Origin of the sequence: Methylacidimicrobium tartarophylax (assembly GCF_902143375.2) — a bacterium.
GTDB classification, from domain to species: Bacteria; Verrucomicrobiota; Verrucomicrobiia; order Methylacidiphilales; family Methylacidiphilaceae; genus Methylacidimicrobium; species Methylacidimicrobium tartarophylax.
Window position 1 is genome coordinate 1 of sequence record NZ_CABFVA020000072.1, and the last position, 25,301, is coordinate 25,301.

Annotated in this window: 29 protein-coding genes, 1 pseudogene and 1 riboswitch; of the genes and pseudogenes, 10 read left to right on the top strand and 20 right to left on the bottom strand. The window is 60.3% G+C overall.

Annotation, left to right across the window (positions count from 1 at the left end; all coding sequences use genetic code 11):
- Window positions 1-1,018, bottom strand: a pseudogene (locus MAMT_RS06425) (MGH1-like glycoside hydrolase domain-containing protein); the annotation flags it as partial.
- 46 nt (window positions 1,019-1,064) lie between these two features.
- Window positions 1,065-1,793 carry an ROK family protein gene (locus MAMT_RS06430; RefSeq protein ID WP_142660166.1) on the bottom strand — a complete coding sequence of 243 codons (729 nt, stop codon included), beginning with the start codon at window positions 1,791-1,793 and terminating at the stop codon, window positions 1,065-1,067.
- A 241-nt stretch (window positions 1,794-2,034) separates the two neighbouring features.
- Between MAMT_RS06430 and MAMT_RS06435 the strand changes: the two genes are divergently transcribed.
- Complete coding sequence (locus MAMT_RS06435; RefSeq protein ID WP_142660167.1) at window positions 2,035-2,376, top strand: DUF4870 domain-containing protein; 342 nt, start codon at window positions 2,035-2,037, stop codon at window positions 2,374-2,376.
- Here MAMT_RS06435 and MAMT_RS06440 read toward each other — a convergent pair.
- Together MAMT_RS06440 and MAMT_RS06445 are read right to left on the bottom strand one after the other, a co-directional pair.
- The gene (locus MAMT_RS06440) at window positions 2,308-2,814 is read right to left on the bottom strand and encodes a nucleotidyltransferase domain-containing protein (RefSeq protein WP_142660168.1); all 507 of its coding nucleotides are present in this window, start codon (window positions 2,812-2,814) and stop codon (window positions 2,308-2,310) included. The two genes, MAMT_RS06435 and MAMT_RS06440, sit on opposite strands and share 69 nt — an antisense overlap.
- 122 nt (window positions 2,815-2,936) lie before the next feature.
- Complete coding sequence (locus MAMT_RS06445) at window positions 2,937-3,623, bottom strand: dienelactone hydrolase family protein (RefSeq protein WP_142660169.1); 687 nt, start codon at window positions 3,621-3,623, stop codon at window positions 2,937-2,939.
- Between the two features lie 203 nt (window positions 3,624-3,826).
- Here MAMT_RS06445 and zwf point away from each other — a divergent pair, with 203 nt between their 5' ends.
- Window positions 3,827-5,335 (top strand): glucose-6-phosphate dehydrogenase, encoded by a 1,509-nt coding sequence (zwf, locus tag MAMT_RS06450; protein WP_142660170.1) that lies wholly within the window; start codon window positions 3,827-3,829, stop codon window positions 5,333-5,335.
- A 10-nt stretch (window positions 5,336-5,345) separates the two neighbouring features.
- Here the strand turns inward: zwf and MAMT_RS06455 are convergent, their stop codons facing one another.
- Genes MAMT_RS06455 through MAMT_RS06470 form a run of 4 tightly spaced genes read right to left on the bottom strand, consistent with a single transcriptional unit; the run spans window position 5,346 to window position 9,314 of the window.
- A complete protein-coding gene (locus MAMT_RS06455; RefSeq protein ID WP_142660171.1) occupies window positions 5,346-6,545 on the bottom strand; it encodes an argininosuccinate synthase in 1,200 nt (399 codons plus the stop codon).
- A 51-nt stretch (window positions 6,546-6,596) separates the two neighbouring features.
- Window positions 6,597-8,486, bottom strand: coding sequence for a 1-deoxy-D-xylulose-5-phosphate synthase (gene dxs / locus MAMT_RS06460; RefSeq protein ID WP_142660172.1), 1,890 nt, complete (start codon window positions 8,484-8,486; stop codon window positions 6,597-6,599).
- 19 nt (window positions 8,487-8,505) lie between these two features.
- Window positions 8,506-8,778 carry an exodeoxyribonuclease VII small subunit gene (xseB, locus tag MAMT_RS06465; RefSeq protein ID WP_142660173.1) on the bottom strand — a complete coding sequence of 91 codons (273 nt, stop codon included), beginning with the start codon at window positions 8,776-8,778 and terminating at the stop codon, window positions 8,506-8,508.
- An 11-nt stretch (window positions 8,779-8,789) separates the two neighbouring features.
- Window positions 8,790-9,314 carry a hypothetical protein gene (locus MAMT_RS06470; protein ID WP_142660174.1) on the bottom strand — a complete coding sequence of 175 codons (525 nt, stop codon included), beginning with the start codon at window positions 9,312-9,314 and terminating at the stop codon, window positions 8,790-8,792.
- 74 nt (window positions 9,315-9,388) lie between these two features.
- Here MAMT_RS06470 and MAMT_RS06475 point away from each other — a divergent pair, with 74 nt between their 5' ends.
- Both MAMT_RS06475 and MAMT_RS06480 read left to right on the top strand, forming a co-directional pair.
- Entirely contained in the window at window positions 9,389-10,426 is a 1,038-nt protein-coding gene (locus MAMT_RS06475; RefSeq protein ID WP_142660175.1) for a deoxyribonuclease IV, read from the top strand.
- An 8-nt stretch (window positions 10,427-10,434) separates the two neighbouring features.
- Window positions 10,435-10,773, top strand: coding sequence for a glutaredoxin family protein (locus MAMT_RS06480; protein ID WP_142660176.1), 339 nt, complete (start codon window positions 10,435-10,437; stop codon window positions 10,771-10,773).
- On the opposite strand, the gene MAMT_RS06485 is transcribed toward MAMT_RS06480, so the two are convergent.
- The gene (locus MAMT_RS06485) at window positions 10,770-11,573 is read right to left on the bottom strand and encodes a uracil-DNA glycosylase (protein WP_246186567.1); all 804 of its coding nucleotides are present in this window, start codon (window positions 11,571-11,573) and stop codon (window positions 10,770-10,772) included. The genes MAMT_RS06480 and MAMT_RS06485 overlap by 4 nt on opposite strands.
- Window positions 11,570-12,055 (bottom strand): nucleoside deaminase, encoded by a 486-nt coding sequence (locus tag MAMT_RS06490; protein ID WP_178086973.1) that lies wholly within the window; start codon window positions 12,053-12,055, stop codon window positions 11,570-11,572. The genes MAMT_RS06485 and MAMT_RS06490 overlap by 4 nt, the downstream gene beginning before the upstream one ends.
- Window positions 12,056-12,529: 474 nt before the next feature.
- Here MAMT_RS06490 and MAMT_RS06495 point away from each other — a divergent pair, with 474 nt between their 5' ends.
- The gene (locus MAMT_RS06495; RefSeq protein WP_142660177.1) at window positions 12,530-13,288 is read left to right on the top strand and encodes an HAD family hydrolase; all 759 of its coding nucleotides are present in this window, start codon (window positions 12,530-12,532) and stop codon (window positions 13,286-13,288) included.
- A gap of 145 nt (window positions 13,289-13,433) precedes the next feature.
- Here the strand turns inward: MAMT_RS06495 and MAMT_RS06500 are convergent, their stop codons facing one another.
- Together MAMT_RS06500 and MAMT_RS06505 are read right to left on the bottom strand one after the other, a co-directional pair.
- A complete protein-coding gene (locus tag MAMT_RS06500; RefSeq protein ID WP_178086974.1) occupies window positions 13,434-14,588 on the bottom strand; it encodes a phosphotransferase in 1,155 nt (384 codons plus the stop codon).
- Window positions 14,575-15,594, bottom strand: coding sequence for an SDR family oxidoreductase (locus tag MAMT_RS06505; protein ID WP_178086975.1), 1,020 nt, complete (start codon window positions 15,592-15,594; stop codon window positions 14,575-14,577). Before MAMT_RS06505 ends, MAMT_RS06500 begins: the two co-directional genes overlap by 14 nt.
- Before the next feature lie 384 nt (window positions 15,595-15,978).
- A riboswitch (SAM riboswitch) is annotated at window positions 15,979-16,099 on the top strand.
- Window positions 16,100-16,154: 55 nt separating this feature from the next.
- Here MAMT_RS06505 and thrC point away from each other — a divergent pair.
- The 3 genes from thrC to MAMT_RS06520 are packed head-to-tail and all read left to right on the top strand — an operon-like array spanning window position 16,155 to window position 18,023.
- Window positions 16,155-17,429: a threonine synthase gene (gene thrC / locus MAMT_RS06510; RefSeq protein WP_142660180.1), complete on the top strand. Its 1,275-nt coding sequence runs from the start codon at window positions 16,155-16,157 to the stop codon at window positions 17,427-17,429.
- A gap of 43 nt (window positions 17,430-17,472) precedes the next feature.
- Window positions 17,473-17,769, top strand: coding sequence for a MoaD/ThiS family protein (locus MAMT_RS06515; protein ID WP_142660181.1), 297 nt, complete (start codon window positions 17,473-17,475; stop codon window positions 17,767-17,769).
- Between the two features lie 5 nt (window positions 17,770-17,774).
- Entirely contained in the window at window positions 17,775-18,023 is a 249-nt protein-coding gene (locus MAMT_RS06520; protein WP_142660182.1) for an NIL domain-containing protein, read from the top strand.
- 55 nt (window positions 18,024-18,078) lie between these two features.
- On the opposite strand, the gene rplQ is transcribed toward MAMT_RS06520, so the two are convergent.
- The 8 genes from rplQ to rpsT form a co-directional block, all read right to left on the bottom strand.
- The gene (gene rplQ, locus MAMT_RS06525) at window positions 18,079-18,534 is read right to left on the bottom strand and encodes a 50S ribosomal protein L17 (protein WP_142660183.1); all 456 of its coding nucleotides are present in this window, start codon (window positions 18,532-18,534) and stop codon (window positions 18,079-18,081) included.
- Between the two features lie 17 nt (window positions 18,535-18,551).
- Entirely contained in the window at window positions 18,552-19,571 is a 1,020-nt protein-coding gene (locus tag MAMT_RS06530; protein WP_142660184.1) for a DNA-directed RNA polymerase subunit alpha, read from the bottom strand.
- A 100-nt stretch (window positions 19,572-19,671) separates the two neighbouring features.
- On the bottom strand, window positions 19,672-20,277 hold the full coding sequence (rpsD, locus tag MAMT_RS06535) for a 30S ribosomal protein S4 (protein WP_142660185.1): 606 nt from the start codon (window positions 20,275-20,277) through the stop codon (window positions 19,672-19,674).
- Between the two features lie 36 nt (window positions 20,278-20,313).
- Window positions 20,314-20,814: a 30S ribosomal protein S11 gene (rpsK, locus tag MAMT_RS06540; protein WP_142660186.1), complete on the bottom strand. Its 501-nt coding sequence runs from the start codon at window positions 20,812-20,814 to the stop codon at window positions 20,314-20,316.
- Window positions 20,815-20,855: 41 nt separating this feature from the next.
- Complete coding sequence (gene rpsM / locus MAMT_RS06545) at window positions 20,856-21,251, bottom strand: 30S ribosomal protein S13 (protein WP_142660187.1); 396 nt, start codon at window positions 21,249-21,251, stop codon at window positions 20,856-20,858.
- Between the two features lie 19 nt (window positions 21,252-21,270).
- Complete coding sequence (gene rpmJ, locus MAMT_RS06550) at window positions 21,271-21,387, bottom strand: 50S ribosomal protein L36 (RefSeq protein WP_142660188.1); 117 nt, start codon at window positions 21,385-21,387, stop codon at window positions 21,271-21,273.
- Between the two features lie 110 nt (window positions 21,388-21,497).
- Window positions 21,498-22,310, bottom strand: a complete 813-nt coding sequence (gene map, locus MAMT_RS06555) for a type I methionyl aminopeptidase (protein WP_142660189.1) — start codon at window positions 22,308-22,310, stop codon at window positions 21,498-21,500.
- A 101-nt stretch (window positions 22,311-22,411) separates the two neighbouring features.
- Window positions 22,412-22,705 carry a 30S ribosomal protein S20 gene (rpsT, locus tag MAMT_RS06560; RefSeq protein WP_142660190.1) on the bottom strand — a complete coding sequence of 98 codons (294 nt, stop codon included), beginning with the start codon at window positions 22,703-22,705 and terminating at the stop codon, window positions 22,412-22,414.
- A 32-nt stretch (window positions 22,706-22,737) separates the two neighbouring features.
- Here rpsT and MAMT_RS06565 point away from each other — a divergent pair, with 32 nt between their 5' ends.
- Both MAMT_RS06565 and argS read left to right on the top strand, forming a co-directional pair.
- Window positions 22,738-23,478: a hypothetical protein gene (locus tag MAMT_RS06565; protein ID WP_142660191.1), complete on the top strand. Its 741-nt coding sequence runs from the start codon at window positions 22,738-22,740 to the stop codon at window positions 23,476-23,478.
- A 52-nt stretch (window positions 23,479-23,530) separates the two neighbouring features.
- On the top strand, window positions 23,531-25,243 hold the full coding sequence (gene argS, locus MAMT_RS06570) for an arginine--tRNA ligase (protein WP_142660192.1): 1,713 nt from the start codon (window positions 23,531-23,533) through the stop codon (window positions 25,241-25,243).
- The last annotated feature ends 58 nt before the right edge of the window (window positions 25,244-25,301 follow it).

The following is a 25,301-nucleotide window of genomic DNA, read 5'->3' on the forward strand; positions in this document are numbered from 1 at the left end:
GAGCGAAGATCGCGTCGGCATCCCGCTGCCACTCTCCGGTGCGAAACGATCGGTTCGAGAGGCGAAGCACGATCGTACAACTCTCCTCCGGCCCCAGGGTCAACGGGTAGTGGACCGACGCCTTGGTTCCGACCCCGAGAGGGTTGACCGTCGGGCTTCCGTGAATCAGGTAATCGTGGATTCCATCCTTCGGATAGGGGGTCGTGTTCTCTCCCCAGCCGAACCGGCTTCGATTGGTCTCGTTCTCGACGAAGAGAACTTCCCGCCCGGGAGAGTGGTAGAGCCGCATGGTGCCGAGTTCGGAATGCTCCGCCTCGATCCAGGAGAAGGACGATTCCGAACCGGCGGCCATGCGGAGGATCGGCTTCGGGGTTCCCGGATTCCAGGACCAGGTGTTGCGGAACCAGAGCGTGGGAAGAACGTGGAGAACTGCCGAGGCGGCGGCCCGGTTGGTCACCCGAATTCGGATGACGATGTCGGTCGGCCCCTCCTTCGCGTATTCGAGCAGCAGGTCAAAGTAGGCTCCGTTTTCAAACACGCCGGTATCCGCCAACTCGTATTCCGGGAGGTGGAGATCGGCTTTGCGGAGCCGATTTTCCGCAAGAAGATCGTCATAGGGGAAGGCAGTCTGCGGGTACTTGTAGAGGAATTTGAGGTAACTGTGGGTCGGCGTGCTCTCCAGCGGGAAGTAGTACTCCTTCACATCCTCCCCATGATTCCCCTCGGTGTTGCTTAGGCCGAAGAGGCGTTCCTTGAGGATCGGATCGACCCCGTTCCAGAGAGCGAGAGCAAAGCAGAGCCGGCAACCCTCATCGCAAATGCCGCCTAGACCATCCTCTCCCCACCGGTAGGCGCGGGAGCGGGCATGATCGTGGGGAAAGAAGGACCAGGCATCTCCATCCGGGCTATAGTCCTCCCGCACCGTGCCCCACTGGCGATCGCTCAGGTAGGGGCCCCACAGTCGCCAGGGAGCGACGCCGTCGGCCGCCTCCCGCAGTCTTCGATCTTCCTCCGTCATCGCCACGCCATCAGGGTGCCGCGGCCCGGGATCGGTCCTCCCCTTTTCATCGATAGACCTTCGTCCCGCGTAGTTCCGCGGGGAGCCCCTCCCAGAGGCGAAGACCGCCAGGGAAGGCAAGCGCATTTTCTCCCGGGAAGCAGTCCGGAGGAAGCTTCTTGAGCAGCCGGACGTTCCCTCCCCCCAGGATCACATAATCGGCCTGCACGATATAGCGGAGCAAGGCCACCACGCGGCGGACATGGCTCCGCCACTTCTTGTGGCCGAGGCTTTGCAAGCCGGCCTCTCCGACGTAGGCTTCGACCGTCTTTCCCTTCCGATAAGGAACTGCTTCGAGTTGAAGCGGCTGGAGAACTCCTTCGACGATCAGTGCCGATCCCAAGCCCGTGCCTAGGCCCAGGAACAGCATATCCCCGCCCCGGTAGCTTCCCAGCGCCTGCATGGCCGCATCGTTGACGATCCGAACGGGCAATTCGAATCCTTTCTCGAAATCATAGGAGGTCCATCCCGGCCCCAGGTGTAGCGGCTCCTCGGCAGGCCGCCCCTTGCGGACGGGACCCGGGTAGCCGATCGCCACGCGGGAATAGGCCCAATCCGGGACGAGCCGGCCCACCTCGCGGACCAGCATTTGCGGGGTGAACTTGGGACCGGTCGCAATCTCCCGTGGTTCCGGATGATCCGAAGCGTAAACCTTGACGTGATGCCCTCCGACGTCGAGAACCAGCGTCTTCTCCCTAGCCGAATCATCTTTCCGATGCTCCTTTTTCTTCACCATGTCTCGCCCCTTTCCTCCTTCCGACGACCGCATTCTACCCCGTTGATGGGCAATGGCAAGGCAGCCCCGTGCCGCCGCCCTGGGTGCCGCGTCCTCCCGCGGGCGCAATCCCCATTCTCAAGACAAGGCCGGATTCCGGTACCCTGGGGAATGGACCGACCGGACTCTCCCACCCATGCTCGTTTGCCAAAAGCGAAGAAAGAACGTAAGAGGGAGAGCGCCCGATCCCCGAAGGAACAACATGGAAACGGACAACTCGGAAGGAAGGAACCTCGCCCTGCTCGCCCATCTAGCGCCCATTTTCGGCTACTTGATCACGATCGGCCAGATTCTCATCCCCCTTTTGATCTACCTGCTGGCCAAGGAGACCTTTGCCAAAAAGCAGGCCCGGGAAGCGCTCAACGCGCAGATCACCTTCACGATCTATTTTCTTGCGGCAGGCCTCCTCTGCTTCGTCTTGATCGGATTCCCTCTCCTTCTCGGTCTCGGAATCTTCGTGCTCTGGACGATGATTTCAGCGGCAATCGCGGTCTCCAAGGGCGTTTCCTACCGGTACCCCCTCATCTTCCGCTTCGTTTCCTGAGCGGGAGTCTGCTTTTGCCGCCTCACCGGGGCAATCCAGGTAGGGGTCATCGAGAGCGAAGGAAGCGAAGCCCCCCTTTCCTCCGGGTCCCCGAAAATCCCAGCATTCCTCCCCCGCGAGAGTGATCCTTCGCGCCCCTTCCCGCTCGCGCGTCCGCCGGATTCTGCGGAGAAAGTCCGAGGCGAATCGCCCCCGCTCGAGCGGCGCTACCGCACGTCCGGAGAAAGCATCGAACCTATCCCGGCGCCCCGGAGGCAACCGGTCGGCGATCAGGAGGAGATCGATGTCCGAATCGAACCGCGCATTGCCGCGCGCCACCGATCCGAAGAGCAACAAGGCGAGGAGCCCCTCCCCGTAGATCTCCCGGCAGGCCTGAACACAAAACGGGAGGAGCTTGCGCAATTCTTCGGTCGCTTCCGTTGGTTTGCCGTGCTCCATCCGAGGCTCCTTCCCTCCGCCGTTCTTATCGCAACATCCGGGGATCCCATTTCCAATGTTCTGCCCTCAAGAACCCGGCGACGGACGAGCAGCCCGTTCCCGAGGTCGATCCCATCTCGGAATTACGACTGGGAAAGGCTAGGATGGTTTTGGGACCAGTGCCGACGGAACCAGTCGGCAGCCAAACGGGCGACTTCCTCCAGGGTGCCCGGCTCCTCGAAGAGATGGGTTGCGCCGGGTACCACGGCGAGCTCCTTTTCGCAGCGAAGCTCGTGCAGGGCCTCTCGATTGAGGCGGAGCACAAAGTGGTCTGCCCCTCCCACAATCAGCAGGGTAGGGCTCCGCACCCGCGCCAGGGCGGCGCCAGCCAAGTCGGGCCGGCCTCCCCGGGAAACGACGGCGGCGATCTCCGATCCTTCCCGAGCTGCGGCGACAAGCGCGGCCCCTCCGCCCGTGCTCGAGCCAAAGTAGCCGAGCGCCGGCCTGTGCTCGCCGAGATAGTCTTGGAGCCAGCGGGTGGCGCTGCAGAGCCTCTGGGCCAGAAATTCGATATCGAAGCGGAGTGCTGCGGTCCTCTCGTCTTCCTCTTCCTCTTCGGGCGTCAACAAGTCGAAGAGAAGGGTCCCCGAGCCGTTTCTCTGCAAAACCTGGGCAACGAACTGGTTCCGGGGGCTCAAGCGGCTCGAACCACTGCCATGCGCAAAGAGAACGATGCCTCCCGCATCGGACGGCACGTTCAGCGTCCCCGATAGCAGGATCTCCTCGATCCTGACTTCGACCTCCTCCTTCCTTCTTTCCTTATTTTTCATGGAGAGCGAACCCGAAGCAGCCTTTAGAAGTTAGCTCTCTGCTCTGCCCACCGCAACGCCCTTCCCGGGAATCGACGAGGCTTGCGCTCCGGCAAAGCCTTCCCGTAATGTTTCAGGCAGCCCTGCGGAATCGGCCCGCGGTCGGGATCAGCCGCAGAATGGGCAGATCGCCCAGATAACCCACGGAATAAAAGCCTTCAGCCATGAACCGCTCCTCTCTCTCCCCCACCGTCCTTGTCATCTTTGGTGCCGCGGGCGACCTCGCCTGGCGCAAGATTGCGCCCGCCCTCTACTCCCTTTCGGCGGAAGGATGGCTTCCCGAGAAGTTCGCCATCATCGGCGTCGACCGGAAGGAAATGACCAAGGAAGAATTTATCGGCCACCTTCGTTCCGGCGTCGAATCCTTCTGCCGCCGGAAGCTCGACGAAGCTTCCTGGTCTACGTTCGCCGCCTCGCTCTCCCAGTACCATTCCGGAGACCTCACCCATCCCGACACCTTCGAGGTCCTGGCCAAGGCGATCGGCGATTTCCGCCAGCAGTGGGGCGGGGCCGCCAATCCCGTCTTTTACCTCGCTACCTCTCCCACGCTCATTGAGGCCATTGCCACGGGATTGGGCAAGGCAGGCCTCGGAAGGAACATTCCCGGGAGCCGAATCGTGGTCGAAAAGCCCTTCGGACGGGACCTGGCCTCGGCCCAGGCACTCAATCGCTCCTTGGCCGAAGTCTTTGCCGAGAAGCAGATCTTCCGCATCGACCACTATCTCGGCAAGGAGACCGTGCAGAACATCTTGGCGCTCCGCTTCGGAAATGCCTGGTTTGAGCCCATCTGGGATCGCCGCTACATCGACTCCGTCCAGATCACGGTAGCTGAAACGATCGGGGTCGAGCAGCGAGGAGGATATTACGAGCATGCAGGCGCCCTGCGCGACATGGTTCAGAACCACCTATTCCAACTCCTGTGCATCGTTGCGATGGAGCCGCCGGTCTCCTTCGAGGCGGAAGAGGTCCGCAACAAGAAGACCGATGTGCTCCATGCCATCCGCCCCTTTCCCACCGAAGCCGTCCACCGGCTTGCTGTGCGCGGCCAATATGGCGCTGGTTGGGTGCACGGCCAGCATGTGCCTGCCTACCGGAGCGAGCCTGACGTCTCCCCGGACTCCAAGATGGAATCCTTTGTTGCCCTGAAGGTCTTCGTCGACAATTGGCGGTGGCAGGACGTCCCGTTCTACTTGCGGACGGGCAAGCGGATGGCTCAACGCGTCTCCCAAATCGTGATCAACCTTCGACCTGTCCCCCACCAAGCCTTCCCTGAGATCGCGGTCGACCAGTGGCATCCCAACCGGATGATCCTGCACATCCAACCCAAGGAGAGCATCCTGCTCAACTTCCAGGCGAAACGGCCCGGGCCGACGATCCGGCTCACTCCGGTCGACCTCCACTTCTCCTACCCCGACGCCTTCAAGACCGAATCACCGGAAGCCTACGAAACCCTGCTGCGGGATGTCATCCTCGGGGACGGCACCCTCTTCATGCGGGCCGACCAGGTCGAGGCAGCCTGGTCCCTGGTCGATCCGATCCTCCAAGTCTGGGAATCCAATCCACCGACCGACTTCCCTAACTATTCGGCCGGAAGCTGGGGACCGGAAGCAGCCCAAGTCCTGATCGCCCGCGATGGAAAGAGCTGGTTCGAGGGCCCGGAAGACGGGGAATGATGGGCAGAGGCTAAGCTTGCTGCTGCTGTCGTCGCGCTGCCGTCCGAAGCCGAAGAGCGTTGAGATGGATAAAGCCTGTCGCATCCCGGGGATCGTAGGCTCCCTGATCGGCCTCCATCGTCGCCAGATGCAAATCGTAGAGTGATTGCGGGCTTTTTCGTCCCATCGTTTGCAGAGCCCCCTTAAAGAGCCGAAGTCGGACCGTGCCGGTTACGACTTGCTGGCTCTGCTCGATGGCCGCTTGGAGGAACTCCCGCTCCGGAGAAAACCAGAACCCGTAGTAGACCAGTTCGGCATAGCGCGGAAGGAGAGAGTCCCGCAGATGCATGACCTCCCGATCGAGCGTCAAGGTTTCGATCTGGCGGTGGGCAAAACGAAGGATCGTCCCTCCGGGACACTCGTAGACCCCGCGCGATTTCATGCCGACGAAGCGGTTTTCGACGAGATCGACTCGGCCGATTCCGTGCCTGCCGCCGATTTCGTTGAGCAGGCTCAAGAGCGCCGCAGGCGAGAAGCTCTTGCCGTTGACGGCGACGCAGTTCCCGGACTCGAAGGAGAGCTCCAAGGTTTCCGGCTCGTCCGGTGCATCCTCCGGATTGCGCGTCAGCCGGAAAAGATCGGGGGGCGGAGGCTGCCACGGGTCTTCCAGAACCCCGCTCTCGTAGCTGATGTGAAAGAGGTTGCGGTCCATCGAGTAGGGCTTGGCCGTCGTGACCGGGACCGGGATCCCGTGCTCTTCCGCATAGCGGATGAGATCGGCTCTCCCCGCAAGATCCCACTCCCGCCAGGGAGCAATCACGCGCAGATCCGGAGCCAAGGCAGCAAAAGCCAGCTCGAAGCGGACTTGATCGTTCCCCTTGCCCGTCGCCCCGTGCGCAACGGCATCGGCTCCGACCTCACGGGCGATCTCGACCTGCCTTTTCGCGATCAAGGGACGCGCGATCGAGGTTCCCAGCAGGTACTGATCCTCGTACAGCGCTCCCGCCCGAATCATGGGGAAGACATAATCCCGGACAAACTCCTCCCGCAGGTCGGAGACCAGGCACCGGGATGCCCCTGTTTGGCGGGCCTTCTCTTCGAGTCCGGTCAACTCCTCCGCCTGTCCGACATCCGCACAATAGGCGATGACATCAGCCTTGTACTTCTCCGTGAGCCATTTGAGAATCACGGAGGTGTCGAGCCCTCCCGAATAGGCCAAGACGATTTTCATAAAAGCTTCTCGAGCGGCCGGGCGAGTTCCCAACCAAAGAGTTTGCGCAGCCTAGGCGATCTCGTCCGCCGAGCGAAGTCTTCCCTTGAAGATCGGGCGGAGCTTTTCCAACGCCGCCTCCGCGGTCACACCGTATTTCTTCCTTAGCTGTTCCACCTTCCCGTGTTCGATGTACTGGTCCGGCCAGCCGACGCGTACGACCGGGACCGCAATCCCCATCTCGGAAAGTGCCTCGAGCACGAGGGATCCGAACCCGCCGGCCAGGACGTGATCCTCGATGGTCACGATTGCATCGACGCTTCGGCCGAAGAACTCGAGGGTCCCTCGATCGAGCGGCTTTACCGTTCGTGGATTGATCACGGCCGCGGAGATGCCCTCGGCACCGAGAGCCGCAGCAAGCTCGCAGGCCATCGGAACCATCATACCCAGGCCGAAGATCGCGACATCCCGTCCATGCTGGAGGACTTCGGCCCTGCCGATCGGGATCATCTCGGGGAACGGCTTTACGGCAACCCCCGAGCCGACTCCCCGCGGATATCGGATCGCGACGGGGCCGGGATGGTGCATGGCCGTGAAGAGCATGTCAGCCAGCTCGTCCTCGTCCTTGGGATGGAGCAAGGTGATGTTCGGAACACACCGCAGGAAGGAGATGTCGAAGAGGCCGTGATGCGTGGGCCCATCGTCTCCCGACAGGCCGCCCCGGTCCATGCAGAAGACGACGGGCAGGTTTTGCAGGCAGACGTCATGAACGATCTGGTCATAGGCGCGCTGCAGAAAGGTAGAATAGATGGCGCAATAAGGCTTGAACCCCTTGGTCGCCAGTCCGGCGGCAAAGAGAACGGCATGTTCTTCGGCGATCCCCGTATCGAAATACCGGTCGGGGAACTTTGGCTGAAACCGGTCGAGCGCGGTTCCGTTGGGCATCGCCGCCGTGATCGCCACCACGTTGCGGTTTTGGTCGGCAAGCTTGACCAGGGTATCGGCGAATACCTGGGAACAGGTCAAGGCCGAACTCGCAGGAGTCTCCCCGGTCACAGGGTGGTATGGGCCCAGCCCGTGGAACTTCTTCTGCTTTTCCATGGCCGGGGCAAAGCCCTTCCCCTTTTGGGTCAGCACGTGGAAGAGGACCGGATGCTCCTGCTGCTTCAGAAACTCGAACATCGAGATCAGCATCGCCACGTCGTGGCCGTCGACCGGACCGTAATAGGTCAAGCCGAGCTCCTCAAAGATCACGCTCGGTAGGAGCAGGCTTTTGACCGCCTCTTCCGCCTTCCGCGCCGCGCGAAGGACCCCGCGATTGGGAATCTTCTTCAGGAATTCCTCCGCCCGATCCCGGAGCCAAGAATAGGCCGGATGACTGACGATACGGCTGAAATAGCTGGCGATCGCGCCGACGTTCTTATCGATCGACCATTCGTTGTCGTTCAGGATCACGATCAGACGCTTCGTCTGATCGCAGACATTGTTGAGCGCCTCGTAGGTGATGCCACAGGTGAACGCGGCATCTCCGCAGACCGCAACTACGTTCTCCTTTCCTCCTCGGAGGTCACGGCCGACGGCCATTCCCAGGGCGGCAGAGAGAGCGGTTCCGGCATGGCCCGCTCCGTAGCAGTCGTGCGCGCTCTCCTCTCGATTGAGGAATCCGGAGAGACCGCCGGGTTGCCGAATCAGGGGAAAGCGGTCGCGCCGCCCCGTCAGCAGCTTGTGGACGTATCCCTGGTGGCTTACGTCGAAAAGAAACCGATCCTCGGGAGTCTGGAAAACGTAATGGAGAGCAATCGTCAGCTCGACCACTCCGAGGTTCGGGCCGAGATGGCCTCCGTTTTTCGCCAGGATGGTGATCATCTCCTGGCGGATTTCCTCCGCGAGCTGAGGCAGCTCTGCGACGGGAATCTGCTTCAGGTCCGCCGGAGAATTGATCTGATCGAGCAATCGCGCCAAGGCCCTCCTCCTTTTTTGCCTATTCTCCTGGGCGAGTCGAGTCTTGCTCTGCTGCCCGAAGTTCGCTGGCCGTCGATTCTCCCCCTTCGGCCCCTTGTGCCAAAACGCTGATCTTTTGTTCCGCCAGGGATAGTTTGTCACTACAAATCTTCACGAGCCGCATCCCCTCTTCATAGCGCTCCAGCAGTTCCTCGAGGGCCAGATCGCCGCTCTCCATCCTTGCCACGATTTCCTGCAGCTTCCGAAAGGCCTCCTCGAACGTAGGCCCCTTTGCCGTTTCGGTTTTCCCCATGCCAAGCCGCCCTATCCCCGAGCCCCCGAGGTTGCCTGCCTTCCGAACTGCAGCCGCTCGTCCGCGGAGAGGATCTCCTCCAGACCCTTCCATCCCACATCCTCGATCTCGTTAAAAAGACGAAGATAAATTGCCACATCCAAACTCGGAAATCGAGCAAGCAGCCCTTCCAGCGCATCTCGCAGCTTCTCCGCAGGCGGCTCCTGCGGAAACTCCTCGACCACCCCATCTGCATCATGGGAGATCCCGAGCGCATCGAGCCAGGCACAAAGCATCGGGGCGCGCTGGTGTACCAGCCAGTGAGAGAAGAGGTGCGAGGAGAGCGTCTCGCTTTCCGGTAGGGAAAGGACACGGCGCGAGAGCTGATGCCGCTCCAACTTGGGCATTTCCAGGAGCTTCGCCTGCCGGATCCCCAGGCGGCGGCTCGTCAGTTCGACGACGACGCGGTAGAGGCGCTTGTCGGATTCACGAACGGCCAAGAGCACTTCGTGAACCAGTTCTTCCGGAATTTCCTGCCAGAGAGTGCACGTTGCCATAGGCGTTGCGGGCTGTCATCTTGCCTCAGCTCGTGAGAAAGACAATCGTTTTTCCCGGGCGCCGGAGCAGGAGAATGCGAGGAGACCAAAAAGGGGAAGGAACGCGGAGGAGGGCTTCCCACCCGAAGGCCGAGCCGCCTCCGGCCCATCCGCTTGCTCCCTCGGAACTCTCCGGGCGGCTCTTCGGTGCGCATGTCTCGGTCGCCGGGGGATTCGAACGGGCGGTGGAACGCGCCATCCAGTGCGGCTTTTCCGCCGCGCAGCTCTTCCTGAAGAACTGCCGGCAGTGGAAGGCCCCCGCGATGCGCGCACAGGAAGCCTCGGCCTTTCGAAGAGCGGCTTCCTCTTCCGGAATCTTCTTCTTCGGCCATGCCGGCTATCTAATCAACCTCGCCTCCCCCTCGGAGCCTCTCGCCACGCAATCTTTGGAATCGCTCCGGGACGAGATCACGCGCGCCGAGCTTCTCGGCCTTCCCTTTCTCGTCCTGCACCCCGGCACGGGTCTGCACGGCGAAGAACCCAAGACAGCCCTCTTTCGGCTCGCGCACCGACTCCGCCTTCTCTTTCCGGCAGACTCCTCGGAGCCGACCGTCCGCATCGCCCTAGAGACGATGGCGGGACAAGGAAACCAGCTCGGGGGGCAGCTGGAGCAGCTGGCCTGGGTTCTCGAGAATCTGGCCGACCCCCGCCGTTTCGGCCTCTGCCTCGATACGGCCCACCTTTGGGCCGCTGGCTACCCGATTGCTACCCGGGCTGGCTACCGGCATTTCACCGAAGAACTAGAAAGGCTGGGCCTGGCGGACCGGATATGGGCCTTCCATCTCAACGATTCGGCCGCCCCTTTCGGGTCGAGGCGGGACCGTCACGAGCATCTGGGTCGGGGCACGCTGGGCCTCGCCGCCTTTCAGCAGATTCTCCAGGACCCACGCTGGTCCAAGCTCCCGATGGTCCTGGAAACGCCAAAAGAGGGCGGGATGGAAGCCGACTGCCGCAACCTCCGTGCGATCCTGCCCTTCCTCTCCCCGAGCCATTCGTCGCTCACCGAAGGAAGCCCGGAAAAGGTTCGAAAATTAGAAAAAAGCACTAGCGTTCGCCGCTTGCCGGACCTATAGGGTATAATATGAGTCAACCCAAGATTATCGCCTATCTCAAGCCCACCTGCGGGTGGAGCCAAGGGGTGCGGGCGATCCTCCGGAAATATCAGCTTCCCTACGAAGACCGCGACATCGTCAACGTCCTTGAATACCGGGAAGAGATGATCCAGAAGAGTGGCCAGCCCTTTTCTCCCTGCGTCGAAGTCAACGGCGAATTGCTCGCCGACGTCAGCGGGCAGGAACTGGAACAATGGCTGATCGCCAAGGCCCTGGTCCAAGCGAATGACCGCCCGGTCGAGACCCCGACCGACCAGGGATGCTCGGGAGAGCATCACGGCGAAATTCCCGTACGGATCAATTTCTAGCCTGTCCTTTGCTCCTCCTCCCGGGGCGGTTTCTGCTCCGGGACGTCCTCCAGTGCGGCACGCGCGCGGGAAAAAACCGCGTCGAACATCTCTTCGGTCAGTCGGCCGGTGAAGGTGTTCTGTTGGCTGGGGTGGTAGGACATGAACAGGGTCCGACCCTTCGGAAGCGGCATCTCCGCCCCATGGGAGAAGGAGGGTCGCTTCCGAAGCAGCAGCCGGGCTTCTTCCGGCCAGCGCTCCTTGACCCAACGAAGCAGGGTCTCAAAGGCCATGCCCCCGAGGGCGATCAGAACCCGAAGATTGGCGAGCGTCTCCAGTTCCCGGACGAGGAAGGGATAGCAGTTTTTCCTCTCCGAAGGGAGTGGCCGGTTTTCCGGCGGACAACAGCGCACGGCGGCAGTCACAAAACAGTCGGAGAGCTGCAGACCGTCCTCTCGGTTGCGGGAAAACGGTTGGCTGGCAAAGCCGATCCGATGGAGTGCCCGGAAGAGCCAATCCCCGCTCCGGTCCCCCGTAAACATTCTTCCGGTCCGGTTTCCTCCATGAGCGGCGGGTGCGAGTCCCACGAGGACAAGACGGGCTTGCGGATCACCGAATCCCGGAACCGGTTTGGCCCAATAACGGCAGCCCGCATAACGCTTCGGAGGATGCATGGCGGCTTCCTCACGCCAAGCGACCAGGCGCGGACAACGGCCGCAGGCGACCACCTCCCTTTCGACCTCGGCCAGGAGAGCGCCGGGAGAGAATACAGCCTCTGGCGGCGGATCCCCCATGCTTTGCGACTCTCCCCCTTCCCTCACGAGCCCGCGCTCTCCCCTTGCGCTCGTTCTCCCTCTCGAAGTCCGATATCCTCATCCCAGGAAGCGGGAGAGCGGCGAATAAAAGAGGCAAGAAGCTCCCGGCACTCCGCGTCGTCTCTCACCTCGACCAAGACTCCCTGGCTACGCAAAAGCTCTTCCGAGCCCAGGAAGGTCCGATTCTCTCCGATGACGATCCGCGGGATGCGGTAGAGGAGGATCGCTCCCGTGCACATCGGGCAGGGCGACAGAGTGGTATAGAGGGTGCAGGACCGGTAGAGGGAAGCGGGTTGCCGACCGAGGCTTTCCAACGCGTCCATCTCGCCATGGCGAATGACGCTACCCCACTGAATCCTGCGGTTCCGGCCCCGTGCCAGGATCCGGTCCCCCTGGACGATCAGTGCGCCAATGGGGATTCCGCCTTCTGCGAGTCCCGCCCGCGCTTCCGCGATCGCCGCTTCCAAAAATGGGTCTGAACCCGCCATCTCCAAACTTTCCTCAGACCGACCCCTTCCCGTCCAGAAGGTTTTGCGGCTCCGACGATTCTCTTGGGCGGGAGATTCCAAGGGATGCACAGCAAAAACGTGCTCCACTGTTTCCCGGATTCGACTCTCGGACCATTCCGCAAAAGTGGACAAGGGGTTTTCGGCCTGGAACCGGATCCTCCCGTCTCCTCGATTCGGTTCGGATGCAAAAAGGGAACAAGAGAGGCGGCGATTGACTTGTCCGCGCTCTTAATGGCATCTTAAGTTCCAGCAAAGCGGATCCACACGGCCGGCGCTCGGGGAAAAAGCCCTCGAGATGCCGAGCATTCGCGAAGCGACCATGACTTCCCCGGCACCTAAAGGGTGAGTCGCACACATTCACCAGTGTAGGAGAAAACGGGAGAGATAAACTACCAGATCCTGGGAGGAGCCGTTTGGTTTGAAAATCCGAATTGACCGGGAAGGAGGATCGCTATGACCGAAGAGAATCGCATAGAAGCTTCGATAGAGGGAGGCCACCAAGGGAGCGCATCCGGGACAGCAACGGCGGGTATCTCGCACGCTTCGCGCGGCAAGGCTCGATGGGCAGCCATCTTTGATTGGGATGGGGTCATTGCCAATTCCGCCGGCCCCCACGAGGAGAGTTGGCATCGACTCGCTCGGGAGGAAGGACGAACGCTCCCCCCTGGCTTTTTTCTCCCTTCCTTCGGAAGAAAAAATGATTGGGTCATCCCTCATCTGCTCCACTGGACGGAGGATCCCCAAGAGATTGTTCGACTCCGCGAGAGGAAGGAAGAACTCTTTCGGGCGATCGTCGCGGAGCAAGGAATCGATCTCTATCCCGGGGCGCTCGCCCTCTGCCAATCCCTTGCGAAGGCATCGATTCCCGCGGCGATCGCCTCCTCCACGGCGCGGGCCAATATCGAACTCATCCTCGATCAATGGAACATGCGTGGGCTTTTTCAAGCCCTGGTGGCGGCCGAAGATGTGAGCCGCGGCAAGCCGGACCCCGAGGTCTTCTGTCTTGCCGCCAAAGAGGTTGGGTTTGCGCCCGAAGAGTGCATCGTTTTCGAGGACGCGCCCGCCGGAGTGGAAGCGGGCAAACGGGCGGGCATGCGGGTGATCGCTGTTACGACGACCAATCCTGCCGATGCATTGCAGAAAGCGGATCGGACGCTATCCAGCCTTCAGTCGGTAACCCCCGCCCTGATCCAAGACTGGTTCTTTTCCTAAGCAGGGTCCCGGCGCCCGTCGACCGACGGGGAGCGGCAACCGCAGAGCAAGTGTTCTCTCGTCCCTCGCTCGTCCCGCACCCCATGGGACGCACCCCATGGGGACAAACGATCCACCGGGCTTCCTGCCGCGCGGTCACCTGACGTCAGGCGGCCGCGTTTCCCTGAAATTTCCATTGGCTCGCCCGTTCCATCCTCTCTGCCGGGATTCTACCGCTTTGCTCGGCCACCGCGTCGATGAGATGCGGGCAATGGTCTTTGAGCAGCCGGTTCAGGAGATAGACACCAGTGGCATAGATCGCAACCGCCTTCGCCTCCTTTTCATCTCTGCTGAGATGGAAGGGCATATCGGAGATGAAGTGAATGGCTTCGTTGAACAAGGAAAGCATTGTCACCTGTTCTTCCGACGCATACTGGGTAAGCAGTTCCTCCAGTTTCTCCGAAATCTTATTGTACTTGTGGTAGGCCGGCGTCGGGTAAAACCGGAAGTCGATTTCAACGCCGCCCCGCTTCCCCGCGGTCCAGTCGATGTCAAACTCCTGCCGATGGATCAAATCATACTTGCCGCGGGCCGAATGATAGAGCTTCCCGGCATCATACCAAGGATCGCAATATTCATAGCCTCGAGGATCGACGAGTTTGAACGACCCCGTATCGCGATCGACCAGGATATTGTCGAAATGGAGGTCGCCATGGACGAAGGGCGAGACCCTGCTCGGCCGCAGACTCCGGCAGAGTTCCGCGTCTTCTTCTATGACCCGAAGGATCTGCGGCGCATTATAGCACTCTTCTCCTTGGACGTAGATCCGATCCGCTAGAATGATCTCTTCGAACAAGGGAGCTTTCCTCATCGTTTCGGAAAATCGCGCCCAAGCTCTCAGAAAGTGGAGCTCCTCCAAGTAGTCATCCGGAGGCAGTCTCTCTTCACGGCTGTAGACCTGGGAAAAGAGGAAGTCGAGGATTCGCTTCACCCAGTCGATTCCTTCGCTGGCAGTGGCATCCCCCTCGCAGAGAATCTTCCTGAGCGTCGGCAGTTGAACGAATTCCTGCTCCATCGCCACCGCCGAGGGCGAAGCATAGTATCGGATGATTCTCGGATATTTCTCGGCAAGATCCTGCGGGAGCCGAAGCAGGAACTGAACCTCATCGTTGAGCTTCCGGGCGCCGTCTCCTTTCGCCTCCTTCCTCAGGTACGGAATCACCTTAGTCCCGGCATGCGATCCGCCGATCCTCCCGATGCCGCCATCGATCCGATTCGGAACTAATTGCCTTTCTTCGAATACACCTTCACCGACCTGCATCTTGATCATAGGATCCTCCGTAGGTTTTGGGTTGCGTTTGTCCAGAGTGTCCCCGGCACCCAGACGGCTCCTGAGCGTTCCGGAATTCTTCCGCTACCCGAGCGATCGCGTCGCGCAGCGGACGGAAATGAAAGCGGCCGGAAGCCGCTTGTAAAAACTTGGCATTCGAAAGCCGCATCGACATCGGCCGCCGAGCGCAACCGGCCGGCACTTCCGCCGTCTTCTCCAAAATAAGGTCCAAGGGCTTTCCCAAGCACTGAGCCAGCACCCGAGCGAATTCATACTTGGTTGCCGATTCGGAAGGCGCCAGATGATAGATTCCCGAGGACGGGGAACCGGCAAGAAGCGCAATGGCCTCCGCCGCCTCTTCCCGCAGCAGAGGGGTCCGGAGCTGGCGGTGGTCATAGGGATAGCGCTGCTCCGTCCAGAGCCGGTACGCAGTATCCGTGGCGAAATCGCGCCTTTCCGGGGCAGACGTATAGCCAAAGAGAAAGGGGAGTCGAATCACCAGGTTCTCCGGAAGCTCCAGAACGAGCCGTTCGGCCACCGCCTTGGTCTGGCCATACACTTGCACCGGGCAGACGGGATCTTCTTCCGTATAGAGGCCGTTTTTTCGGCCGTCGAAAACGTAGTCCGTCGAAAGAAGGACGAGCTTCCTCCGGTGCGCCCTGCAGATTTCGACCAGGTTCCGTGTTCCTTCTACGTTGATCCTCCAAGCCGATTCGGGACTCTTCTCACAGAGATCCGGATCGGCCAGCGCCGCCGCGTGAATACAGTAGGCAAAGGGGACCTTTTCCAGTGCCCGAACGACCTCCTCTCCGTTCGTGAGATCGACCATCACAGATTCCGAATCGAGAGGACCAGGACGGCGTGCGAGAGAATAGACTTGCTCCCGGACTGCCAGTCGCTCCACGAGCTTTGTTCCTAAAAAACCGCTGGCGCCGGTCACGAGAACGGATTCTCCAAATTGCTGTTTTCTCCGTTTTGCCGTTTCCACGCCTGCCACCCTCCGTTCCGGTTCTTTTGGGAACCACCATGCGCTCCATGGCAAACCAACAGAACTCCCATGAGATAAATCGATCAGAAGCAAAACCTTCTTCCCCGGACGGGGAGGGCAACCACTACATTGCAAATGCGACTCCCCAAATGGGAAGGCGCGATCTTAATGTTATCTTAATCCAGGTTCTCATCCAGTCAACCGGGATTTTCGCTTTTTCTCGCATAATCCCGCTCCCACGGTTCTTCCCAGGCCGGGCAAGCCAGCGATCGCCGATCCAACCGGATGAGCAAGCCGATCGGGCAATGCGGTACACGTGCGGCCCGGTTTTTCCGCAAAAGACTGCTCTTTTGGGATTGACTCCATGGGGTGCCCACGCATACTTCACCCTAACTCTTATCAAGAGCGGCGGAGGGTAACTGGCCCTGCGAAGTCGCGGCAACCGGGGAGAGGCTACAGCCGAACCCGTCAGGTGCCAACCCCAGCTCCGGTGAAAACCGGGGAAGGATGAGAGGGATGAAAATCCCTACTCTAGTCTGTCGCATCGGTAAGAGTGAGAAAGGGAGCCGATGCAGACCCAATTTTTTGCTCACCTCCGGTGTCGCGAATGCGGCCGGCTGTATCCCAAGGAAGCGATCCATGTCTGTGAGTGGGACTTTGGCCCGCTGGAGGCGATCTACGACTACGAAGCCATCCGCCGACACGTTTCGCGCAAACGGATCGAATCCCGTGCTCCCACGATGTGGCGCTACCGGGAGTTCCTTCCGCTGGAGGGGGAGCCGAGCGTCGGCACTCAGGTCGGATTTACACCGCTGGTCCGGTCCGAACGCTTGGCGAAGGCCCTCGGTGTGCGGGAGGCCTACGTCAAGAACGACACCGTCAACTACCCTACCCTTTCTTTCAAGGATCGGGTTGTTGCCATCTCCCTCTCTCGTGCGAAGGAGATGGGATTTACCACCGTCGCCTGCGCCTCCACAGGCAATCTGGCCAACAGCGTTGCGGCTAATGCGGCGAGCGCGGGCCTGGAAAGCTATGTTCTCATCCCGTCCGACCTGGAAGCGTCCAAGGTTTTGGGGAGCCTGGTTTACGGAACCCGGGTGGTGGGAATTCGAGGCCCTTACGACAAGGTGAATCGGCTCTGCTCGGAAATCGCCGGGAAATACCAGTGGGCATTCGTCAACGTCAACCTTCGACCCTACTACGCCGAGGGATCGAAGACCATGGGTTTCGAAATCGCCGAGCAGCTCGGCTGGCGCCTGCCCGCCCACACGGTGATTCCCATGGCCAGTGGTTCCCTCTTGACCAAGATTGCGAAGTCCTACCAGGAGATGATCGACACGGAGCTGGTCGAAAAAGCACCCTTTGCCATTTACGGGGCCCAAGCCACCGGCTGCAATCCGATCAGCGATGCCTTCCGGAAGGGCACCGAGCTCGTACAGCCGGTACCCAAGCCGCAAACCATCGCCAAGTCGCTCGCGATCGGCACTCCGGCGGACGGCTACTATGCGATCCAGACGATGCGCAAGAGCGGAGGAGCGGCCGAAGATGCTTCCGATGAGGAGCTTCTCGAGGGAATTCGTCTTCTGGCGGAGACCACGGGGATCTTTGCGGAAACAGCCGGTGGCGTGACTGTTGCCTGCGCGCGCAAGCTCATCGCCTCCGGGAAGATTCCCAAAGACGGAACGGTGGTGCTTTGTATCACCGGCCATGGCTTGAAGACCGCCGAAGTTCTGACCGGAGTTTTGGCTCCCCCTCGGGTCATCGAGCCCAGCTTGCGAGAATTCGATCGACTGGTCTCGTCGGACTTGGCCCACGCGTCCATTCCGGCGAAGATGGAGACTTAAGAAGAGGGTAGAGCACCTCAGAACGAGAGAAAGGAAAGAAACGATGAGCGACCTGACAACAGAACAAGCGATCCCCGTAAGGATTCCGACTCCTCTTCGCGGCTTGACCGGCAACAAGGACCTGGTCTCCGTCCGGGGAAGCACGATTGGAGAACTCCTCGAGGATCTTCAGACCCAGTTTCCGGGCATCGGAGAACGGCTCTTCGATCAGACGGGCGCCCTTCGGCGCTTCGTTGCGATCTATGTCAACGGAGAAGACATCCGCTTCCTGCAGGATCAGAAAACGCCGGTCTGCTCGGAAGATGAAGTCAGCATCGTGCCGGCTGTGGCGGGAGGCTGAAGTCCGTGGCCTTTGCAAAACAGCGGTTTTGGCTCACATTCGGCGAGGATCTCTGCCAACGACCGATCATCTGCCAACTCGCCCGGTCCTTCGATCTGGCCTTCAACATCCGAAACGCCCAGGTAACGCAGAGTACCGGGATCGTCGCCATCGAACTCGAAGGGGAACGGGAAGTCCTCAAGCAGGCCATCCTATGGCTTGAGAAAGAGGGCGTCACCGTGGAGCCCGTCGAGCTCAGCACAATCGAAGGGTAATCCTAACTCGATTCCCCGTAGGACAGCCGGCTTATAGGCGCGGTTCAGGAGCGGCTTAGGCGGAAGCGGAGGCCGTAGTAGCCGCCTCGCTCGGCGTGCCCGCCTTGGCCGCCTTAGACTCCTTGGCAGGATGCTCGCCGCCCTCGCCCGGCGTCCCCGGCTCGGTCCACTCGATCACGGCCATCCGTGCAGCGTCGGACAGACGATAGCCGATCTTGGTCACTCGGGTATAGCCTCCGGCCCGTTGAGCAAATCTCGGGCCGAGTTCTCCAAAAAGCTTTTGAACCGCTTCTTTCCCGTGGAGGCGGGAAGCCGCAAGGCGCCGGTGATGCAAGGCACCCTTCTTGGCCAAGGTGACTAACTTTTCTGCATACGGCTGCAACGCCTTTGCCTTGCTGAGCGTGGTGGTTGTTCGGTTGTGTTGGATCAGCGCGGTTGCCAGGTTGGCGAGAAGCGACTCCCGGTGCTTCGAAAGCCTTCCCAGCTTCCCACGTCGTTTCAAATGGCGCATGGAACACGTCTCCCAGATTAATCCTCGGGCAAGGCTTCCGAAACCACAGGAGCTTCCAGTAGTTCCGCGCCAAACTTCATCCCGAGAGAAAGGCCCAATTGGGCGAGCTTCGACTTGATTTCGTTCAGAGACTTTTTCCCGAAATTCCGATACTTGAGCATTTCCGCTTCGGTCTTCTGCGCCAGTTGACCAACCGTGGCAATGTTGGCGTTGTTGAGACAGTTGGCGGCTCGAACCGACAGCTCGATTTCGTTCACGCTCATATGGAGGGTCTTCCGGAGCCGGTTCTCTGCCTCCTGTACGGGAGGCTTCGGCTTTTCGAACTCCACGATCTCTTTTCCGTGACTGACGAAAAGGTCCAGGTGGTGACGAAGGATCGCCGCAGCCTGCACGAGCGCATCGTCAGCGCTGACCCGACCGTCGGTCCAGACCTCCATGATCAGCCGGTCATAATCCGTCCGCTGTCCGAGACGCGTGTTTTCTACCTCGTATTTGACGCGGCGCACCGGCGAAAAGAGGCAATCGATGGGAATGAGGCCGATAGCCTGTTCCTCTTTCTTATTCTCCTCCGCGATCAGGAAGCCCCGGCCGACCTTGATCTCCAGCTCCATCGCCAGCTCCTGCTTCTTGTCCAAGGTGCAAATAAGCTGGTCGGGATTCATCAGATCCACTCCGGTCTCCAACTGGATGTCGCCGGCGGTTACGGCGCCCTCTTTCTCCACCTCCAGAAAAAGAGTATGCGGCTCCCGAGAAGGGACGCGGAAACGAATCTTCTTTAGATTCAACACGATTTCCGGAACGTCCTCCACAACACCAGGTAAGCTGGAAAACTCATGAAGCGCCCCATTGATCTTGACAGCCGAAATGGCAGCACCTTCGAGAGAAGAAAGGAGCGTCCGCCTCAGACAGGTTCCGATCGTCTGCCCATATCCAGCCTCGAGAGGCTCCACGACGTAGCGACCATACGTCTCCGTGGAAACCGCTTCATCCCTTGCTAAGGAATGGGGCATTTCAAAACGACCTAAGCGCACTGCCATAGTAACGATTACCTCCTAGAATCCACCCAATGACCTTGCCCTTCCGCAAGGTCGCCGAATTTCCGCGTTCGCCGCGGAGGGGCTTCGAGCTTCGCAATTCCTACGAATAGAATTCGACCACCAACTGCTCGTTCGCGATCGGTCGCATCTCCTCTTTGCTCGGGAGCCGTTTCACTTCGCCGCGAAGCTTCTCTTTTTCCAAAATAAGCCAATCGGGGATGCGCGCCGCCTGCATCGCCTCGAGGTTCCGCAACGCCAATTTGCGGGATTGCGGCTGATCCCGCACCTCGACCAGGTCCCCGGGACGCGTCCCGAAGCTCGGTGACATTGTCCGGCGCCCATTGACCTGCACGTGGCCGTGTGTGATCATCTGCCGGGCGCCGAAGCGCGTCGTAGCGAAGCCCAGGCGGTGGACGATATTATCGAGCCGAGCCTCGAGGAGTTGAAGGAGCACTTCCCCGGTGACCCCCCGCTTCCGAACGGAGGAGGCAAAATAGCGCCGAAATTGACGTTCCCTCAGACCATACATGAGGCGAAGCTTCTGCTTTTCGCCGAGCGCAATCGCGTAATCAGACTGCTTGCGCCGGCTTTTTTCTCCATGAACCCCCGGAGGATACGGCCGCTTTTCCAGAGCCTTGCAAGGCCCGAACAGGGCGACGTTGTAGCGGCGAGCTTTCTTTGCTCGCGGACCAAGATATCGTGCCATAAGACCTTTTGTGTAAAGTGACGATCGCTCCTCGGACTAGACCCGCCTCGACTTTCTCGGCCGACACCCGTTGTGAGGGACCGGCGTGACATCCAGGATCAAGCTCACCTCCAGCCCGACCACCTGCAAGGCGCGGATCGCCGATTCCCTGCCCGTCCCCGGCCCCTTGACCTTGACGAGCACCTCCCGCAAGCCCTGTCCTACTGCTTGCCGTGCGGCATCCTGCGCAGCCAACTGGGCGACATAGGCCGTCGACTTCCTCGAGCCTCGAAATCCGCATCGGCCGGCACTCGACCAGGAAATCGTCTTCCCATTGAGATCCGTTATCGTGACCACGGTATTATTGAAGGTAGCCAAAATGTGCGCGATGCCGCTATGAACGCCCTTCCCGCCCTTGACCTTGTGCTTCTTCTCCTTCTCCACGGGCTCCGCCGGAGCGGCCTTGACTTCGGTCCCTTTCGGCAATGCCTCGCCTTCCCGCCCCTCCGTTGGACGAGCTTCTTCCGCTTCAGGCTTCGTCTGCGCTTCTTCCGCCATAAAATGTCCCATTAACGGTCTGCTTACGCAAAAGCTGCGAGCTATACCTTGCCCTTCTTGGCTTCCTTCCTTCGAACAACCCCGACGGTCCGCCGCGGTCCTTTGCGTGTCCGCGCGTTCGTCGACGTCCGCTGCCCGCGGACCGGCAAGCCGCGGAGGTGACGAATCCCTCGATGACACTTGATCGCCTGCAAGCGCTTGAGGTTTTGCTGAATCTCCCGCCGCAGATCGCCTTCGATCAGAAAATTGTTTTCCTGAATCACCTGGATCATTCGATTGATCTGCTGGTCGGTCAGATCTTTCGCCCGCAGGTTGAAATCGACCTCGGCAAGCTCGCAGATCAACTTCGCCCGGGAGGGGCCGATGCCATAGAGGTAAGGAAGTGCCGCGACGGTCCGCTTCCCCCCAGGGATTTCTACTCCAAGGATACGAGGCATGGTCTTATCCTGTTCTAAATTATCCCTGCCGCTGCTTGAGCCGAGGATTTTTCTTGTTGATGATGTATATTCGTCCTTTGCGACGCACGACCTGACAGTTGGCGGTACGCCGGCGAACGGAAGCGCGAACCCTCATGAAACTCCTCTTGTTAGGACTTACTCGCTTCCCAGCCTTCAAGCGAGGAAGCGTTAATTATTAGCGGAACGGCGTTTCTTTGACAAGTATTTTGTCGTTTGCCTTCCCCTTCATTCGCCCGGGCCCTCTTCCGGACCTGCCGTTGCCCCATCTTTTTCCGCCGAGCGGCCGACCGTCACCGGATCGGTGAGGACTTCAGGCTCGCCCTTCGTGATGAGGACGGTGTGCTCGAAGTGAGCAGAGCGTTGTCCGTCCTCCGTCACGACCGTCCAACCATCCGAGAGAAGCCGCACCCCAGCCGCGCCGGCATTGACCATGGGCTCGATGGCAAGAGTCATGCCCGCCTTGAGTCTCGGCCCGGTTCCTGCGCGTCCATAGTTCGGGACCTGGGGTTCTTCATGGAGCTTGCGACCCACCCCATGACCGACAAACTCCCGCACGACCTCAAGGCCTTGCGCCCGGACATATCTTTCGATCGCGGCGGCAATGTCGCCGATCCGATTGCCCTCTCTGGCTTGGGCGATTCCTTCCCACAGAGCCTGCCGTGTGACTGCAATCAACTTCAGATCGCCAGCCTCCCCCATCCCGATGACAACGGTTGCCGCCGTGTCGCCCACCCATCCGTTCTTCACCAGGCCCACGTCGAGCTTAACCAAGTCTCCATATTGAAGCATCCGGTCCCTGCCGATCCCATGAACTACTTCCTCGTTCACCGAAATGCAGATGTTTCCCGGAAACCCTCGATACCCGAGAAAAGGGCTTTTCGCTCCCCGGGCGGCAATCAACTCGGCCGCATAGCGGTCGACCTCGGCCGTGCTCATCCCCGGAGCCATAATCGACCGCAACGCTTCCACGACTTCCGCCACGAGGCGGCCGCTGAGGCGCATTCCGTCGATCTCCTTCCCTCGCTTGATCGGGATCATGGTGCTGCAGGAAAAGATAAAAGGCGATCCGAGCCCGGTCTTTGGGTCGATCGCGTCCAGCCGCCACGCTCGCCGCGGCCCAAAAACCTAGCCTTGTTTTCCTATCCTTGTTTTGCTGCTTCCTCTCCGGAAGACGGCGAGGCGAAAACAATCTTGGCGACTCGCTGTTTGCGCCGGGCAGCGGCATTCCGGGTAAGACGGCCACGCTTGACGAGCCGGTCCAGGACGGACTGGTACTGGGAGAAAAACCCGACGGCTTCTTCCTTGATCCCGGAAGCGACCTTCTCACGCATCTGGCGCGATACCTGCTGCAATTCCTTCTTGGCTTTTAGGTTGTATCCTCTTTTGCGGAGACTCTTCCGCGCTTGCTTTGCAGCTGAACGAGTGTTAGGCATGGGGGTTTTCTAATAAGAACGTTCTGCCGGCGGTGTCAAGCCTAGCGAAGATCTTTAAGTTCCTTTTTGCGCTATCCGCCTTGCCACTGATCGCGGCGGAGCTTCTTCTCCTCAAGGAACTGGTTGAAAGCTATCTGCACGAGCGCACCTGGCTCACGATGCCGGCAGCGAGCTTCGGCGGAGGCCTGCTGCTCTGGTCCCTGGTCTGTTTTGCCTGGAAGGTCCCGCAACGCCCGTACATCTTCGCCCATGAATTGACCCATGCCCTGGCGGTTTATCTCCATGGAGGGAAGGTCTCCCGTTTCCGGGTCGGCAGCCGCAGCGGCAGTGTCCGCTGCGACCGGTCCAACCTCTGGATCGTCCTCTCCCCCTATTTCATCCCGTTCTATATGCTGCTCTGGCTTGGTCTGTGGACCATCGTTGACTTTTACTGGCCGATTCGTTCCTATCAATGGCTCCTCTACGCAGGAACAGGATTTACATGGGGATTTCATCTCTTCTTTACCGTGGAAGCCGTTCATCGCGAACAGCCCGATCTCCACGTGGGAGGTTGGTTCTTTTCCCTCGTCGTGATCGCAGGGCTCAATCTACTCATCCTGGCGTCGTTGCTCGGTTTTCTCTCGCCCTTTTGGCCCGTTTCCCGCTTCCTTTCCCGCTTTGGGGACGATCTCTTTTTTTGCTACCGGCTTTCTGGAGATGGTTTCGCGGCTCTTGCCTCCTGGATCGGCTCTGCTCGTCCTGAGTTGGACCGTTTGCGAGCCGATCGCCCATGATTCTCTATTCATGTAAAATGTTAAGGTCAGGAGTCCGCCCGAGCCCTTTCCCATGCAATTCCCCGCAGAGTTTTTACGAGAGAAGCTGATTTGCGCCCTCGCAGGCCGCTTTGAGCCGCCGCTACCCGAGCCGCTCCTGGAGCCTTGTGCCGATCCCCGCTTCGGCGATCTCCAAAGCAGCGCCGCCCTGGTGCTGGGCAGGCGCTATTCTCTGGATCCGCGCGCACTCGCCGGCGAAATGGCTGCCTCGGTGGGAGAGACCGACTGGTCGCTGCCACCGGAGGTCGCCGGCCCCGGGTTCCTGAATTTTCGTCTGAAGTCCGAGCGGTGCGTGGGTGCCTTCCTCTCCCTCGCCGGGGATCCTCGGCTCGGAATCGAGAGGACGAAGGAGCCGCAGACGGTCGTGGTGGACTACTCCAGTCCCAACATCGCCAAGGAGATGCACGTCGGCCATCTGCGGAGCACGATCCTGGGGGAGTCTCTCGCACGAGTCTACCGCTTTTTCGGCCACCGGGTGGTCACCGTCAATCACTTGGGCGACTGGGGCACCCAGTTCGGCATGGTGCTCCTCGGCTTCAAGCGAAGGAGAGAGGAAACCCGCCTGGAAGACCGCCCCCTCGAATATCTCGAAGAGCTCTATCAGCGGATTCAAACCGCAGCGAAGGAAGATCCGGGAATTCGCCAAGAAGCGAAGGCCGAGCTCTGGAAGCTCCAGAACGGCGACGCGGAAAACCTCGCCCTTTGGCATCGCTTCGTCGAAGCGTCGAAAGTGGAGCTCACTCGAATCTATGAGGAACTCGGGGTCCATTTCGAGTTTACGCTAGGGGAAAGCGCCTATCGCGAGGAGCTTCCCTCGGTCGTGCGCGATCTCCGTGCCGCCGGCATCGCCCAGTCGAGCCAGGGGGCCGTCTGCGTCTTTTTTCCAGAGGACCCGGAGCTCAAGGACAAGCCCTTCCTAATCCAGAAAAGCGATGGCGCTTATCTCTATGCGACGACAGACCTGGCCGCCCTGCGCTTCCGAGTCGCAAAGTGGAAGGCCGATCGGATCCTCTACGTCACCGACGGCCGGCAGCAGCTCCATTTCCACCAGCTCGCCGCCACTGCGAAGCGCTGGGGACTCTCCGTTCGGATCGAGCACGTCTGGTTCGGCTCGATCCTGGGAGAGGATAAAAAACCCCTCAAGACCCGGGAGGGAAGGCCGATCAAGCTGCGAGAGCTCCTCTCCGAGGCAGAGCGGCGAGCCTATGCCATTATCGCAGCAAAGAGGCCGGATCTGCCCGAGGAGCGCAAGATTCGGATTGCGAGAGCGATCGGCATCGGAGCGCTCAAGTACGCCGACCTCTCCCAGAACCGCAATCTCGACTACGTCTTTCGATGGGAAAAACTTCTCTCCTTCGAAGGCAATACCGCCCCCTATTTACTCAATGCCTACGTCCGCATCCGGGCGATCCTGCGCAAAGCCGAGGCTTCCGGCGTCTCCCCAGCCGCCGGCCCTCTCGCCGCTCCTGCCGAGGTGCAGCTGACCAAGCTCCTCCTCGATTTCTCCTCCATCCTTGCGCGGGTCCAGAGCGAAAACCGCCCCCACTTTCTCTGCACCTATCTCTACGAGGTAGCCCGCTCCTTCCATCGCTTCTACGAATCCTGCCCCGTCCTGACCGCACCTCCGCCCATGCAAGCCGCCCGGATTCTGCTCTGCCAGGGGACCGCCGCCACCTTGGGAACCGGTCTCGACCTCCTCGGCATCGAGCGGCTGGAAGAGATGTAGCAGAGTTGCCCCCAAGGAAAACCATTGCCGAGCCCCTGGAGTAACGTCATTCTTTCTT